Here is a 14,752-nt window from a genome sequence, read left to right on the forward strand (position 1 = left end):
CCTTCTCTGTATATAATCTATTGGAGCTGAATATATTATTAAGTAGAACAATGCTGATGTATATTATTAAGCAGACCATCAATATCTGAAACGGTAACCCTCTGGAAAATCTTGCGAAGCTGTTTTCAAACCAAATTCATAAGCCGCCGCATTAGCAATATGCGCAGCCATTGTCATGACCAAGTGAAGCGACGTCATTTGGAGTGTCCAATAGGGTTTGGGGCTGCGCTCATTCACAATCGCTGCAACACTATAATGACCAACAGACGGCAGAGACAGCCCCACCGATCGCGCAGGAGTTAGCGGTTCACGCGCAATAAGAAACATTCCCGTTGAGCCGTGCTGTCCAAGACATGCATCTATGGCGATCACATGATGATCTTGGGGAATGCACTCCAAGTATGAAACCAGATGATCCGCATCACAGGGCTCCGTCATTGTGCCAATCACGTGCGGAAAGCCTTGCTCCTTGAGCATGGTGCCTACCAGTGGCCCGAGTGAATCACCCGATGAGCGATCTGTACCGATGCAAACAAAAGTCAACTTATCTATAGCATGCTGATGATGAATTTCTCGGAAAAACGGCGCGAGTCCATCTCGATCTGTTTTCTTTACATTATGTTCTAAGGACGAGCGACCGGGTGCGGAAGCTCGATTATACAAAGACAACTTTGTCCATCCTCCTTGATTCGGTTGTATATCGGTAATCTGGCTTTCAGTACATTCTACAACAAAAACATGATACAATACAGGCAACTTCCCCTGTTATGAAAGGATGGAAAATTAACGATGGATTTGTCTGTACCGTCTCATGCCAACATTGAGTATATGATTGAGGGTATTAAAACCAAGCTCCGTATGGCGAGTGGTGCTGCTATGCAGGCATCCGCTTTCTCGCTGGAGCAATACGAGGACATTCATGATGTCTATGATATGGTGATAAGCAAGCCTAACCTGAGCATTTCAGAGGTTGAAGCTATTGTTTCTGAACTGGGCAGATTGCGCAAGTCCTCCTGAATCAGCTTGTAGGACAGCCAGCTTAGCTGTATTACATCCTATCATCATGAGCAACAGCCTTCATGATAGTAGCCCTGTCAGCGTAAATAAAGCTCGTATCTCCGGTCGTCTCAGCAGACGTGCAACGGGATACGAGCTTTATTTTTTCGATTGCATATACGCATTTTCATACACTTCTTCACTCAAGGATGCTTCAAGGCAAATCAGCTAACACCAGTTCAGATATATCCTCATTCCCTGTAGCTCGTATCTTTAATGTACAGCTTTTTTGAATTCGCGCGGCATCACCAGGCCCTAACTGAAAATCCCCATCCTGGCACGTAACTTCCACATGACCGCTAACTACATAAATGTGGGTACGGCGCTCCCCTTGCTGTGGATATTCAAGTTGCTGTCCTTTCTCCAATCTGCTCAGATACAGATTTATATCCTGCGCGATGGATAACGCTCCCTCCACTTCTGAACCAGACACAACAGGCTGAAGCCGATTTAGGCGTTCACTGTGCTTGAATCTTTGGACCTGATAAGAAGGCTGGATGTCAGGACTCTCAGGTAAAAACCACATTTGCAAAAAGCGAACCGGTCTTTCATCCCCAGTATTTCGCTCTTCATGTTCAATTCCCGTGCCTGCACTCAGAACCTGGATCGAGCCGCTTTTCAAATCCTGCTCATGTCCTAAGCTGTCGCTATGATGCAATTGGCCTTCAATTACATAGGTGATGATTTCCAAATCGTGATGCGGATGTCTTTTGAAGCCTTGCTGCGGTTCAAGCTCGTTATCATTATGGGCTAGCATACAGCCAAAATGGGCATTGCTCGGATCTTCATAATCGGCAAACGAAAAGCTAAACTCACTATGAATCCATCCTTTATTTGAGGTATGTCTTTCTGCCGATGTCACTATTTTAATCATCCTTAACACCTCCATGGATTACAGTTCCGTAAAGCAGCTTTGCTTCGTGATGACTATTCCACTTCCGGCCCTGGCATTACAAACGCTGTGATACGATCCCTTTACCCCGGGCTTATATGCCTCAATCAGCCTGTCGTCTCCGTCGGGTTTTGCTCTTAAGTTTATTATTAGTTAAGTTAATAGTACGAAAAATTGAATCTATCACAGCCATAAGGAGGAGATTTATTACATATGCTATCTCATGAACCCCAATCATCCCGTTTCCTACCGAGCTATTTGCGCCGTAGTCTGTATGCATCTATTACCATGATCGCTGTGTTACTTCTCGTCGCCTACTCTGTGAAATGGATTGGCACAGCTCCTTTTCTATATTGGGATGAACGCATACAGGATGCCATTTTTCCAGATACAGCAGCTGCTCGTTACCAAATGCTAACCATCGCTATATTCATTACATCTTTCGGTTCATTCCGCATGTCGTTGATCATCGCCCTCGGTGCTGCTACCTTGTGTTGGGTCAGTCTTCGTTCAAAAGCTTATTCCTTTGCGATCCTAAGCAGCTTTACGGCGATGTGGGTGCTGAATACGCTCATTAAGGAAATTTTGCAACGGGAACGCCCGTCACTTCAACATTTGGTTGAAGCCGGGGGCTATAGTTTTCCCAGCGGTCATGCGATGATTTCCATGGGATTTTTCGGAATGATATTTGCCATTTGGGCCATGGAACGAAAGATTCGTGGGCGTTCGCTCTTTCTTCCGTGTGTTCTTGGTGCACTACTGATTCTCTTGATTGGATTAAGCCGCGTATATCTAGGCGTTCACTTTCCTACAGATATTGTGGGTGGCTATATTGCAGGTATAATTTGGCTGGTGTTTACCGTTCCTGTGATCTATTGGCGAGCGCGCATGAAGCTTCCTTCCACTCCCCACCGGTAAATGTCCGAGACGGCTTTTTGTTTCACTCCGGGTCACGACGTTTATATACGAAGTAAGCAAGGCTCAGCAATATCGAAGCTCAGCCTTCATTAAAAACGTTATGGTTTTGTGAACTTAGGATAAGGGAGGCGATCCTTGTGTGGGGAATTGTACTAAGTATTGTAATGGCTATTATTATCGGATTGATTGGCGATGCACTGGCTGGTCATGAAATGCCTGGCGGCATTGCGGGCTCTATGATTGCTGGATTTGTAGGAGCTTGGCTAGGTGTCATGCTATTGGGAGACTGGGGCCCGGTCATCGGAGATTTTGCAGTCATTCCAGCCATACTCGGAACCGCATTGTTCGTGTTCTTGCTCGGACTTGTGTCCAGGCTATTAAGAAGGGCTACCTAAAATTTATATATATTTTTTATTCTATAAGAGGAGTGATATAACATGAGTAACATTGACAATCAAAATATGGCAAGTACTTCAGGTTTTGCAAAAGGTTTATTTATTGGAGGTTTGATTGGTGCTGCCGCAGCCCTGCTGTTCGCGCCGAAGCCGGGTCGTGATTTGCGTAGTGATCTGTCTGATAAAATTACAGTTGTCTCCGATAAAACAAAGGATGTGGCATCTGTAGTTAGCAGCAAAGCGACAGATTTGGCCAAAACCGTTTCCACCAAAACAGCAGATGTAGCCAAAACGGTATCCGAGAGCAAAGACAATATCGTTTCCAGCGTAACCAAAGCTTCTGCCGATGTGGCTAATGAAGCGGCCAAAGCGGATAAAGAAGTTATGGATGCAACGGCTCAGGCGGCCAAGGATACACAGAAACAATTGAATGCTAATTCCTAATAGTTACACATTCAGATGAAAAAAAATAAGCCCTAGACACTGAACAGCCAGCATGCAAGAAGCTGGCTGTTTTTAAATGATAGAAAGGCTGGGATGACAATGAGCAAGCCAAACTCCTATGGAGATGATCTTACCGCGAACAACAAAAGAACCTTTCATCCCTTACAGGCTCAAGATCAGCCAGATGAGGTTTCATCCAAGCAGACCTCTTCTACTCATCATCATGTTAAAACACATGATCAGGAGAGAGACTTTGATGTAAATGAGCATCCTTTTGAACTTCGCCATGAGGTCAAGCGGCTTAACAAACGCCTAGATCAAATCGCAGATACATTGGAAAAAGCAGAATTCAAAGATATTATAGAGAACTACTCCAGCACGAAAAGAAGAATTATGAGCAATCTGACCGCAGGCATTGCACGTGGTCTCGGTCTTACGCTGGGTACAGTGGTCATACTCGCCTTGCTCGCTTGGTTGCTCAGTTTCCTGGTGCAATTAAATCTTCCGGTCATCGGAGATTTCATCGCCGAATTATTAGGATATATCAAAATGAGCCAAGGTACTAAGTAATTGTCCTTATCTCATTTAAAAACGATCCATCGTAACCGGTAACAGACTCCTCAAAGAGCCTCCAGTTACGATGGATCGTTTTTTATTTGTAAATTGTAACAGCTGTAATCAGCCGCTACAATTTGTTGCGCTTGTTAGCCTTCAATAAGTCTCCTGTCCACCCCTTCATCATCAGCCAGCCGTACATTCCCGCCATACTTAGCAGTGTGGCAATAATCACGGTGGTAAAACCCCAGCCTGTTTTAATCCAAGGCAGATTTTCAAAGTTCATGCCCCATATAGCGCCCACTACGGTTGCTGGTGTAAATACGGCGGTGACAATGGTCAGCGTCTTCGTAATCTCATTCCCTCTAAATGCGGAAATGGCGTCGTCAATGGAGATCAATGTGTCGATTTCCTTTTCATAATGCAGGAAAAGTCCTTCCATCCGAGTAACACGGTAAAGTAACTGCTTGAAAAAACGATTCTCCTCCAGTTTATCCAGATATGCCTCCCGAGAAGCCGTCACCAGCTCTGAAAAGGGAATGAACATATTGCTCCAATACAACAGCTCGAAACGTGCATTCAATATAGAATCCATCAGCGTACGAGCATTCCTTTTCTCCATGTCCTCTTCCAGTCTTCTCAGGTTGATCTCGAACTTATCCATACCTGTATGAAAGTAATGGAGCACAGCTCTCGCCAATACAAACATGCCATCAGCTGCATCCTCACACTGTTCCAGCATTTTTTGGCGTTCCGCGGTGTGCATGATTTCACGGGTATTTTGATCCAGATTTAACGTCACTAACTTCTGATTTAAGACCAGAAAATAAAACTTGTTGCAATTGCGCTGACTGTCGATCTCCTCCTGAACAGAGTAGATCAGCGACCCGTACATTAAGGGCTGATTGCCATCTGGAAAGCGCACAGATATAAAGCTGGATGGAATGTCCTCTACCTTGTCCAGCCATTCTGAGGCTTCTGGGAGCTTCTCCCTCAAATGCTGTATGACCGAATCTTGCCAATTCCCAGCACTGATGTCCCACCATTCCCATCCTCCACGAAAGGAAGAAATCTGTTCAAATGCTGTCATGGATTCCAACCTTCCTCCCAACCTTTTTCGCTTTATAAAAAGGACACGCTTCCCATATCGGAATAACGTGTCCTTACGATGTGACGTCAAATATTTTAAGCCATATAATCTGCCATCTACTCATGAAATAGAGGAATTAGACATAATCTGCTTCAGCTTTTCCGTTGCCCGCTTCTGAATACGGGAAACGCTCATCTGCGATACGCCCAACGTCTGTGCAATCGCACGTTGAGATTGACCGTCCTGAAATGCCAGAAGAAGCACCTTTTGTTCCTGCTCCTTCAGTTGGCTTAAAGCCTGCTGCAAATCCATTCGTTTTTCCACAGTGTCATAATCGTTAGCATCCGAGCTAATGAGCTCGCCTAATGTAGCTGCACTCTCTTCCTGGGATAAAGGCGAGTCCAGTGAAACATAGTGATAGCACTCACGGCCTGCAAGCACCTCAATCGTTTCTTCCACGGTAAGATCCAAATAGGTCGCAATCTCATCCACATTGGGTGAACGTTCCAATTTAACGGTTAGTTCATCAATAGCATGTTGAACAAGCGCACCCTTTTCTTTAATGCGGCGAGGAACCTGGATGTACCAGGATTTGTCGCGCAAATAATTTTTCATATGTCCCAGCATACTTTTCATAGCGTATGGTTCAAATGGGATACCCAAGCTGATATCGTATTGCTGAAGCAGACGTATCAAAGCCATCTGACCGGTCTGATATAAATCCTCGTATAAGTCCGGACGGTTACGGGAGATCTTCCCAGCAGCCATCTTGACCATCGGCTCATACTTACGGATCAGCACGGTAGCAATCTCGTTATCTTTTGTTTGCTGGTACTCCCAGATTAGACCAACGGCTTCATCCATCGACTCCGGGGGAGTTACCTTTTCATTCATACTCTTTCCTCACTTCTGGTCAGTCGCTTTACAAGCACCACTTCGGTGCCTTTTCCTGTCTCATTCAAGATATGGACATCGTCCATAAGCGCCTGCATGAGATAAAAGCCTAATCCGCCTATCTGCGCATCATTCAACTCCTTGTCATGCAAGGATGCGATACGGGACGGGTCCTCCACACGTTCAAAGCTCTCCCCTTCATCTTTGACACGAATGGACAACGAAACTTCATCAAATTCGAATATTACTTCCACGACTCCCCCCTCATGACCATATGCATAAAGGACAGAGTTATTACAGGCTTCCGATACAGCCACTTTCATGTCTTCAATATCCTCATAAGAGAATCCCATTTTCGCGGCAATACCGTATAAATTTAATCTTACAATATCAACAAAGTCAGCAGTTGCCGGCAAATTAAGAACTACTTTTTGAATTTGAGCATTCATTTCTTTTTCTTTCCTTTCCTATTGGGAATTCTCCTGGGGGACAAAGAATTTGGCAATACCAGTCATATCAAACAGCTTTTGAATTTGAGGCGGTACCTCTTGAACAGCAAAGCGAGACTCCATCCCATGCCTTGCTTTTAAAATGGATAACAAGATACCAATCCCCGTGCTGTCAATGTATTTAAGGTCTCTCAAGTTAATAATCAAATCTTGGCTGGACTCCCCCACCAAAGGCTCCATCACCAGACGAAAATCAGGTGCTACCGAAAGATCCAACTCTCCACTCAGATAAACGGTATTTACGCCATCGGTTGTTTCTGTAATAGCATTAAACTTCTCATTTTTATTTGTATTCATAGGCCTACTCTCCCGAAAAAAGATTTCCCTACATACTAACCCATTATACGATCGTTTGAATCACGGTATAACTTTTTAAACACTACCAAATGCCACCATCTAGGCTTCATTGATTTGTTCTTTACCCGGCTGCATTGGAAAATGGTCCGGAGAATGCCGTAGCAACGCCTGTTTTACACTGCTGATTTTAACGGGCTTACTGATATAATCGTTCATCCCAGCTTCAATACATCGAGGCTGAATACCCTCCATCACATTAGCCGTCATGGCGATAATGGCAGGTTGGGATCTTCCCGCCAATTGCTCACGCACTCTACCCGTACACTCTAGACCGTCCATCACAGGCATCTGCAAGTCCATAAAGATATAGTCATAGTCCTGATTCGCCATGACCATATCAAGCGCCTGTTGCCCATCTGCTGCCACATCTGAAGCTAAACCGAGCTTATCCAGTATATTAACCATCAGCTTCTGGTTAATCGGATGATCATCTACGACCAGTACAGGTTTACGGCTTGGAGATTCCCGATGTGGAATTTCCCAGTCGTGGCTGGACTCCCCCTCCAGTTCATTTTCCTGAGCAAAGCCAAGCTTCATTGTAAAATGAAACGTCACGCCCTGTTCTCCGCTCGTATCTACACGGATATCTCCGCCCATCATATTCACTAAGGTTTTACAAATGGCGAGTCCTAACCCGGTTCCACCATATTTACGCGTCATTGAAGAATCCAGTTGGGAAAAGGGCTGAAACAGCCTTCCAACCTTAGCGGGATCAATACCAATGCCTGTATCCTTCACAGAAAACTCAACGGTAAGTCCATTGTCGCTTTGCTCTTTGACAGATGCGAAGACATACACCCCGCCCCGGTCTGTAAATTTGACGGCATTGGATACCAGGTTAATCAATACTTGACGCAATCTTCCCATATCTCCATATAACACAGGAGGCATCTGTTCATCGAGGAAATAAACCAGTTCCAAGTTCTTTCGGTTCACCTCTACCGTAAATAGGCTGAAAACTTCCTTGATACAGGAAACCAGATCAAAAGGATATTCCTCTACCTCCATTTTGCCTGACTCCAGCTTAGTGAAGTCCAGAATATCATTAATGACTGCTACCAGCGCGTCTGCACTACGACGGATGATATCGGCATATTCCTGTTGGTCACTTTGCAGCTCCGTCTCCATCAGCAAATCAATCATGCCAATGACGCCGTTCATAGGTGTGCGGATCTCATGGCTCATCATCGCCAGAAATTCCGTTTTGGCATTGGCAGCAATCTCTGCTGCCTCCTTGGCGGCAATCAGTTCGCTGTTCATCTTCTCCAGCTGCTGGGTCTTCTGATGAAGCAGCATGGACTGTGTCTTCAAGCGCTTGTTTGTCAGATACATTTGCACGAAGCCTTCAATTTTGGACTTGAGAATTTGAGGGATGAACGGCTTCACCATATAATCAATACCGCCCGCTGAATACCCCGCAAATAAATGCTCCGCTTCCTTGCTGTTAGCTGAAATAAAGATAATCGGAATATCCTTCGTTTTCTCTCTGGCCTTGATTAACTTTGCGGTCTCAATTCCATCCATACCTGGCATCTGTACATCGAGGACTACGATTGCAAATTCATCTTTTAATAGACATCGCAGCGCTTCTTCCCCGGATGTGGCCTTTACCAAATTATATTGTTCACTCTCCAGCACCGCCTCAAGAGCGAGCAGGTTCTCAGGTCTGTCATCTACCAGCAATATATGAATCGGTTCATGAAGCCCCATGGAATCCTCCTAAGCATCTCTATTTAATCTTCCGGTAAATTTTTTCTATCCGGTCCAGCGGCTCGTAGGAATCACTATAATCGGTAAAATGTATGGATTCCTTGGCCCCAAGCACCAACACACCAAAATGACTCAAGCTATCATAAAACAACCCATGCACGTGGTTGCGAAGTTCGTCGTTAAAATAGATCATGACATTCCGGCAAAAAATAACATTGAACTCGTTAAAGGACCGGTCAGTCGCTAAGTTGTGCTCCGCAAAAATAATATTTTTCCGTAAAAAAGGATGAAACATCACTGAATCATACTTGGCTGTATAATATTCAGAGAACGATTGCGTGCCCCCGGACTCCAAATAATTTTTGGTATACAGCTTCATTCTGTCGATCCCGTATACGCCTTCCTTCGCCTGCTGTAAAGACAGGTTATTCATATCCGTCGCATAAATGCGGGCCTTATCATATAAGCCTTCTTCATGCAGCAAGATCGCCATAGAATATACTTCCTCACCTGTGGAGCAACCTGCATGCCATATTCGAATGTACGGATACGTTCGCAAAATAGGAATGATTTTCTGCCTAAAATTCAGAAACAGCTCCGGGTCACGGAACATCTCGGTCACCGGAATGGAAAGGCTTTGCACCAGTCTATCGAAGGCGCTGCGATCATGCAGCACCTTCTCCTGAAGTCCTGATATCGTGCTTACATTCTCGGACTGCGCATGATAATAAACACGCCGCTTAATCGATGGCAGAGCGTAGTTACGAAAATCGTAGCCGTACAGCCGATGTATACCTTCCAGCAACAGCTCAATCTCAATCAATTCCCGCTCAGTATCATTCGATTTCACTTCATTAGCAGCATTATCCGCCATATCCTTAGATGTCATAATCTCTCTCCAATTCCTAAATAGGTTTTGCCTGTGCCGCTCCAATCATGTGTCGATTTATATTACCCAATTTTTTGGGTTACGAATACAACCACACCCGCATTAATGATAAAAGCTGTTCGGTTTGAATCGGTTTTTTTACATAATCGGAAGCGCCTGCCTCAATACACTTGGAACGATCATCCTTCATGGCCTTGGCTGTCAGGGCAATAATAGGCAACTTCTCGAATTGTGGCATTAGCCGGATACGTCGCATCGCTTCATATCCATCCATTTCCGGCATCATCATATCCATCAGAACCAGATCAAAATCAGGTGTCTGTTCCAGCAGTTCCAGTGCTTCTCTTCCATTTTCCGCAAAGGTAACCTCCATACGATAGCTTTCCAGCACGCTGGACAGAGCAAATACATTGCGAATATCATCGTCTACCAACAATATTTTTTTATCTTCAAACAGTTCTTCCTTGTTGTATAGCTTCTGCAAAATTTTGCGTTTATCCTCAGGAAGATTCGCCTCTACACGATGCAAGAACAACGTTGTTTCGTCTAAAAGCCGTTCCGGCGATTTAACATCCTTAATAATAATAGACTCTGCATATTTGCGAAGTTGCGTTTCTTCTTTGCTATCCAGATCTTTGCCTGTATAAATAATGATCGGCAGATCAGTTAGCTGCTCGTTCTCTCGAATACGATCCAGCAGTTCAAAACCAGTCATGTCGCTCAGCATCAGATCCAGTACCATGCAGTCATACCGCTGAGTAGCCAGCTCATTCAGTGCTTCCTGACCTGTCGATACCGCCGTAATGGCAACATCATCATGATCGATCAGCTCAATAATGGATTTACGCTGATTATCATCATCTTCAACCACAAGGAGACGTTTGACCATTTGGTCCGTATACGATTTTATATGTGAAAATGCCTTATCCAGACTTTCCTTCGAGGAAGGCTTTTTGAGATAGGCAATCGCGCCCATCATTAAGCCCTGCTTCACATCATCTATGACCGAAATAACATGCACTGGAATATGACGTGTTGATGAATTTCCTTTTAGCTCACCCAAAATGGACCATCCATCCATTACAGGTAATTGAATATCTAGTATAATAGCGTCCGGCAAATAAGATTGAGCCATGTTGAGCCCATCGTCTCCTTGGAGAGCGATCAGTGCTTTAAAGCCCCGGCTACGGGCCATATCGTACAAAATATTAGCAAAATTAATATCATCCTCAATAATCAGCAGCACTTTATCCTGCGAGGTAATCTCGTTTCGGTCGTCCCCCGGATGTATAATGTCCTCCGCTTTGTTTTTCGAAGGCATCTGATATAATGGCAACCGTTTAGCAGGCATAATCATGGGAAGGTCCGTTTCTACCGAGGCTGCGACACTCTCAAAATCCGAATTCACATCCGCACCGTTAAATTCCTCTCTCGAATGAGACTCCATATCCTCAGCCGTTGGTGTTTGTTCCGGCAAATACAATGTAAAACAACTGCCCTGTCCCTGCTCGGATTCCACCGTAATAACGCCGCCCAACAATCTGGAAAGCTCGCGGCTGATCGACAGACCTAGTCCTGTCCCCCCATATTTCCGGCTGGTTGTACCGTCTACCTGCTGGAAGGCTTCGAAGATCAGATCCGTTTTATCGGAAGCAATCCCAATGCCCGTATCACGCACAGATAGAGCCAGATAGGATCTTCGTGGATTTAGCAGACCAGGAAGCTGCTCTCCGTTTGCCCGAGATACAATGAAACTAATAGAACCTTCCGTGGTGAACTTGAAGGCATTAGACAGCAAATTACGTAAAATTTGTTTGAGACGATAACCGTCACTGATAATGGCATCTGGCAAGTTCTCTTCGATTTCGGTATGCAGTTGAAGCTCACGTTTGGCTGCGACCGGAGCAAAATTCTGCTCCACAAACAGTTCCAGTTCCTTCAAATGGACCGCTTCATGGTTAATATCCATTTTTCCAGCGTCCACTTTGGATAAATCCAGAATTTCATCAATCATTTTCAACAAGTCCGCGCCTGACATATAAATGGTTTGTGCATATTCCACCTGCTTTGGCTTGAGATTGCCTTCCTTGTTCTCAGACAAGAGCTGAGAAAGAATAAGCAAGCTATTTAGCGGAGTACGCAGCTCATGAGACATATTGGCCAAAAACTCAGATTTGTATTTGCTTGTGATTCCTAGCTGCATGGCCTGTTGCTCCAACTGAGCTCGTGCATGTTCAATCTCATCGTTCTTTTCTTCCACTTCTCGAACTTGTTCTTCCAGCGCTCTAGTTTTGGCAATCAGTTCAGTATTAAAATGCTCCAATTCTTCCTGTTGACGCTGTAACAATTCCTCTGAACGCTTGAGCTCCTCTGTTTGCTCCTCCAAATTTTCGTTGGAGCGCTTGAGTTCCTCTTGCTGAGTTTGCAGCTCCTCGGACTGGCATTGCAATTCCTCAGTAAGTGCCTGGGATTCGCGCAGCAATTGCTCTACACGCATCCGTCCCTTGATATTGTTCAGAATGATCCCCAAGCTCTCTACTAATTGAGCAAATAGCTTCGTTTCCAGATCACTGAAGCGATCCAGTGACGCTATTTCTATAGCACCGATGCACTCATCCTCGAACAAAATAGGGAAAATCATAATTCCCACTGGCTTACTTTCTCCTAAGGCAGAGCCTATGGACAAATATCCGTCAGGAGCCTCTGTAATCAAGATCGGCTTACGATCCAGAACACATTGTCCGAGCAATCCTTCGCCCACATGGATAACGTCCCTAATCGAATTTTCGCCAGTCACCTTTGCATAGGAGCCGTATAACTTAAAACGGTTGTCTTCTACATCTTTTCCTTGCAAATAGATGGCTCCATAGCTGCCTCCCAAGATGGGCGTAAACTCACTAATGAACATCTGAGCAACCTGCTCCAGTGAATTCACACCACGGAACAGCTCAGTCACCCGAGCAGTATTGGCATTAAGCCAAGTTTGATCCTTCTGCGTTTGAAGGACAGAATGCTCGAATTTCCGCTTTTCTTCCAAGTCCCCGGCCATTTGTTGAAATACACGAGCGACCTCACCGATTTCATCTTTGGAGGCAACACTCATTCGGCTGATGGCCCTGTACTTTCCCTTGCCAAAACCATTAATCATGAGACTAACGATATTTAGACCTTTGGCAATGCTTGGGAGCACCCACAAAATAACCAGTAAGCCCATGATCAGACCGGCGGCCATCAGAATTGTGGTAATCTGTACAGATTCCTCATAGGCCTGATTGGCTTGCTTCATGTCGTTATCAATCTCCCGATCCTGAAAAACGGCAAGGGCATTAATGCTGTCCATTGCCTCCTCTTGAGCAGGCAAACCAGTACTATTGCGAAAAGCGTTAGCCTCATCAATGCGATCTTGTCCCAGCAAAGAAACTAACCTTTGTTCGTAACTCAGAAATTCATTCCAGGCGACGGCTACCCGATCAACCTGCTGCTGCTCTTCACTGGTGCCTGAATTTGTTTGCAGACTTGCCAGCACTTTCGTTCCAGTAGCGGAAATATCATCGAGCTCACGTTTGGCCTCGCCGACGGAGGAGCCCGGATTTAAAATCAGGTTGGCCATAACTTTGGCCATATCATTCACCTGACCACGAATAGCCGTTGTTTTCCGGACCTTCACATATCGGTCCTGGTAAACCTGATTCAGCTGCTCATTCAGGCTCCCCATACGGTCATAGCTGATTAGCGTCAGCACAAGGAGGATCGCCATGAGCGATCCAAAGCCGATCAGCAGTTTATTTCTGATTTTCATGCAAGCTCTCTCCCTCTTTCAATGAAATCCAGATCAGGCACTTATCATCATCGCGATCCTGTGGCGCCTCATTACGAAAAAATGCATCCAGCATCGCTTCTTCATTCCAATCCTCATACTTACGTAGACACTCAGTCAGATACTCCAACTGCTCCTCATATTCACCTTCCACCGCTTCCAGCAAGCCATCCGTATACAAAGCGATATGTCCAGTTCCTTCATAATGAATCGTGTGCATTTCTGCATCAATCTTATCAAACAAACCAACCGGGCTACATGCACGGTCAAATTTGGTAATGCTGCCATCCTGGTTGAACAGCAAACCGGGAGGATGTCCCGCATTTACATAGTCAATTCGCCGTGAACGGGTATCAATCACCATATAAATCGCCGTAAAATAATACTGTACCAGCTGCTTGCCCAGATCCAGTTGATTAAAACGACGATTCAGCTCTTGTATGACTTTCTCAGGCTCCACATATGTGGTCACCGTATCCTTAAGTACAGACGCAATGAACATGCAGAACAGCGAGGAAGAAATGCCATGCCCCATCATATCAAGCAAAATGATGGCATATCGCCCCTCCCCTAACGGATACCATGAATATAAATCCCCTGCCAGTTCAAAGGAAGGCTGATAGAGCGCATTCACTTGCAGTACCGGGTCCTGAATGGCAGGACTAAGCACCGCCTGCTGCACCATCGCGGCCAGCTTCAACTCATCCTGAATTCGCTGATCCCGATCCTTATGCCAGTCCTTCTCCTGTTTGAGACGCAAAGCAGACCGGATTCGCGCCATTAGCTCTACCTTGTTGATCGGCTTTGTGACATAATCGACGGCTCCCACATCCAGAGCTTCGGCCAATTTTTTGGAATCGCCTACTGCCGTTACCATAATAATCGGGATATCTTTTAAATGCTCATATTCCTGCACAATACTGCAAGCTTCAATGCCGTCCATTTCAGGCATCATCATGTCCAGCAGCACCAAATCAATATCTGAAGGACGGGGTCGAAGACTAATGGTACGATCGCCGATTCCCAGATGCTCCAACATTTCTGCGGCCGAGCTAGCAGAGATCACATCCCGATAATTTTCTTTTTTCAGTATTTCACGAATAATAATGACATTCGTCGGGTTATCGTCAACAATTAGAATTCTCATTGGCCTCTCCTTATCTGTAACTCATGTATTATACTATACCTGCTTAAACGGCAACACCCTTGTTCAATAGAAGTAGTGT

General features: G+C 45.1%; 15 protein-coding genes. 5 read left to right on the forward strand and 10 right to left on the reverse strand.

What is annotated here, in order from left to right; genetic code table 11:
* Positions 1-78: 78 nt before the first annotated feature.
* Complete coding sequence (gene yyaC / locus ACM1ND_RS22375; protein ID WP_023990265.1) at positions 79-669, reverse strand: spore protease YyaC; 591 nt, start codon at positions 667-669, stop codon at positions 79-81.
* A 120-nt stretch (positions 670-789) separates the two neighbouring features.
* On the opposite strand from yyaC, the gene ACM1ND_RS22380 reads away from it, so the two are divergent.
* The gene (locus ACM1ND_RS22380) at positions 790-1,017 is read left to right on the forward strand and encodes a DUF1128 domain-containing protein (protein ID WP_013373034.1); all 228 of its coding nucleotides are present in this window, start codon (positions 790-792) and stop codon (positions 1,015-1,017) included.
* A gap of 193 nt (positions 1,018-1,210) precedes the next feature.
* Here the strand turns inward: ACM1ND_RS22380 and ACM1ND_RS22385 are convergent, their stop codons facing one another.
* Positions 1,211-1,930 carry a pirin family protein gene (locus tag ACM1ND_RS22385; protein WP_418026579.1) on the reverse strand — a complete coding sequence of 240 codons (720 nt, stop codon included), beginning with the start codon at positions 1,928-1,930 and terminating at the stop codon, positions 1,211-1,213.
* A 231-nt stretch (positions 1,931-2,161) separates the two neighbouring features.
* Between ACM1ND_RS22385 and ACM1ND_RS22390 the strand changes: the two genes are divergently transcribed.
* The 4 genes from ACM1ND_RS22390 to ACM1ND_RS22405 all read left to right on the forward strand — a co-directional run bounded on the left by ACM1ND_RS22390 (position 2,162) and on the right by ACM1ND_RS22405 (position 4,275).
* On the forward strand, positions 2,162-2,866 hold the full coding sequence (locus ACM1ND_RS22390) for a phosphatase PAP2 family protein (protein WP_264454541.1): 705 nt from the start codon (positions 2,162-2,164) through the stop codon (positions 2,864-2,866).
* Between the two features lie 137 nt (positions 2,867-3,003).
* A complete protein-coding gene (locus ACM1ND_RS22395; protein WP_013311925.1) occupies positions 3,004-3,261 on the forward strand; it encodes a GlsB/YeaQ/YmgE family stress response membrane protein in 258 nt (85 codons plus the stop codon).
* Positions 3,262-3,303: 42 nt separating this feature from the next.
* On the forward strand, positions 3,304-3,705 hold the full coding sequence (locus ACM1ND_RS22400) for a YtxH domain-containing protein (protein ID WP_023990268.1): 402 nt from the start codon (positions 3,304-3,306) through the stop codon (positions 3,703-3,705).
* A gap of 93 nt (positions 3,706-3,798) precedes the next feature.
* Positions 3,799-4,275, forward strand: coding sequence for a DUF5665 domain-containing protein (locus ACM1ND_RS22405; RefSeq protein WP_068938233.1), 477 nt, complete (start codon positions 3,799-3,801; stop codon positions 4,273-4,275).
* Between the two features lie 115 nt (positions 4,276-4,390).
* Here ACM1ND_RS22405 and ACM1ND_RS22410 read toward each other — a convergent pair whose 3' ends face one another.
* The 8 genes from ACM1ND_RS22410 to ACM1ND_RS22445 form a co-directional block, all read right to left on the reverse strand.
* Entirely contained in the window at positions 4,391-5,350 is a 960-nt protein-coding gene (locus ACM1ND_RS22410; protein ID WP_023990270.1) for a magnesium transporter CorA family protein, read from the reverse strand.
* A 120-nt stretch (positions 5,351-5,470) separates the two neighbouring features.
* Positions 5,471-6,244 (reverse strand): sigma-70 family RNA polymerase sigma factor, encoded by a 774-nt coding sequence (locus tag ACM1ND_RS22415; RefSeq protein WP_013311929.1) that lies wholly within the window; start codon positions 6,242-6,244, stop codon positions 5,471-5,473.
* Complete coding sequence (gene rsbW, locus ACM1ND_RS22420) at positions 6,241-6,693, reverse strand: anti-sigma B factor RsbW (protein WP_023990271.1); 453 nt, start codon at positions 6,691-6,693, stop codon at positions 6,241-6,243. Before rsbW ends, ACM1ND_RS22415 begins: the two co-directional genes overlap by 4 nt.
* 18 nt (positions 6,694-6,711) lie before the next feature.
* Positions 6,712-7,050 (reverse strand): STAS domain-containing protein, encoded by a 339-nt coding sequence (locus tag ACM1ND_RS22425; protein ID WP_023990272.1) that lies wholly within the window; start codon positions 7,048-7,050, stop codon positions 6,712-6,714.
* A 99-nt stretch (positions 7,051-7,149) separates the two neighbouring features.
* Positions 7,150-8,820: a response regulator gene (locus ACM1ND_RS22430; protein ID WP_023990273.1), complete on the reverse strand. Its 1,671-nt coding sequence runs from the start codon at positions 8,818-8,820 to the stop codon at positions 7,150-7,152.
* 19 nt (positions 8,821-8,839) lie between these two features.
* Entirely contained in the window at positions 8,840-9,709 is an 870-nt protein-coding gene (locus ACM1ND_RS22435) for a CheR family methyltransferase (protein ID WP_023990274.1), read from the reverse strand.
* Between the two features lie 79 nt (positions 9,710-9,788).
* Positions 9,789-13,508, reverse strand: a complete 3,720-nt coding sequence (locus ACM1ND_RS22440; RefSeq protein WP_316244191.1) for a response regulator — start codon at positions 13,506-13,508, stop codon at positions 9,789-9,791.
* Entirely contained in the window at positions 13,492-14,673 is a 1,182-nt protein-coding gene (locus ACM1ND_RS22445; RefSeq protein ID WP_023990276.1) for a PP2C family protein-serine/threonine phosphatase, read from the reverse strand. Before ACM1ND_RS22445 ends, ACM1ND_RS22440 begins: the two co-directional genes overlap by 17 nt.
* Between the last annotated feature and the right edge of the window lie 79 nt (positions 14,674-14,752).

It is taken from the genome of Paenibacillus sp. JJ1722 (genome assembly GCF_048282685.1).
Taxonomy (GTDB): Bacteria; Bacillota; Bacilli; order Paenibacillales; family Paenibacillaceae; genus Paenibacillus; species Paenibacillus polymyxa_B.

Excerpts from the sequence above, each read along its gene's own strand:
- ACM1ND_RS22380 (WP_013373034.1), top strand. The coding sequence starts at position 790 with ATGGATTTGTCTGTACCGTCTCATGCCAACATTGAGTATATGATTGAG.
- ACM1ND_RS22385 (WP_418026579.1), bottom strand. The coding sequence starts at position 1,930 with ATGATTAAAATAGTGACATCGGCAGAAAGACATACCTCAAATAAAGGA.
- ACM1ND_RS22390 (WP_264454541.1), top strand. The coding sequence starts at position 2,162 with ATGCTATCTCATGAACCCCAATCATCCCGTTTCCTACCGAGCTATTTG.
- ACM1ND_RS22400 (WP_023990268.1), top strand. The coding sequence starts at position 3,304 with ATGAGTAACATTGACAATCAAAATATGGCAAGTACTTCAGGTTTTGCA.
- ACM1ND_RS22405 (WP_068938233.1), top strand. The coding sequence starts at position 3,799 with ATGACAATGAGCAAGCCAAACTCCTATGGAGATGATCTTACCGCGAAC.
- ACM1ND_RS22410 (WP_023990270.1), bottom strand. The coding sequence starts at position 5,350 with ATGACAGCATTTGAACAGATTTCTTCCTTTCGTGGAGGATGGGAATGG.
- ACM1ND_RS22415 (WP_013311929.1), bottom strand. The coding sequence starts at position 6,244 with ATGAATGAAAAGGTAACTCCCCCGGAGTCGATGGATGAAGCCGTTGGT.
- rsbW (WP_023990271.1), bottom strand. The coding sequence starts at position 6,693 with ATGAATGCTCAAATTCAAAAAGTAGTTCTTAATTTGCCGGCAACTGCT.
- ACM1ND_RS22425 (WP_023990272.1), bottom strand. The coding sequence starts at position 7,050 with ATGAATACAAATAAAAATGAGAAGTTTAATGCTATTACAGAAACAACC.
- ACM1ND_RS22430 (WP_023990273.1), bottom strand. The coding sequence starts at position 8,820 with ATGGGGCTTCATGAACCGATTCATATATTGCTGGTAGATGACAGACCT.
- ACM1ND_RS22435 (WP_023990274.1), bottom strand. The coding sequence starts at position 9,709 with ATGACATCTAAGGATATGGCGGATAATGCTGCTAATGAAGTGAAATCG.
- ACM1ND_RS22440 (WP_316244191.1), bottom strand. The coding sequence starts at position 13,508 with ATGAAAATCAGAAATAAACTGCTGATCGGCTTTGGATCGCTCATGGCG.
- ACM1ND_RS22445 (WP_023990276.1), bottom strand. The coding sequence starts at position 14,673 with ATGAGAATTCTAATTGTTGACGATAACCCGACGAATGTCATTATTATT.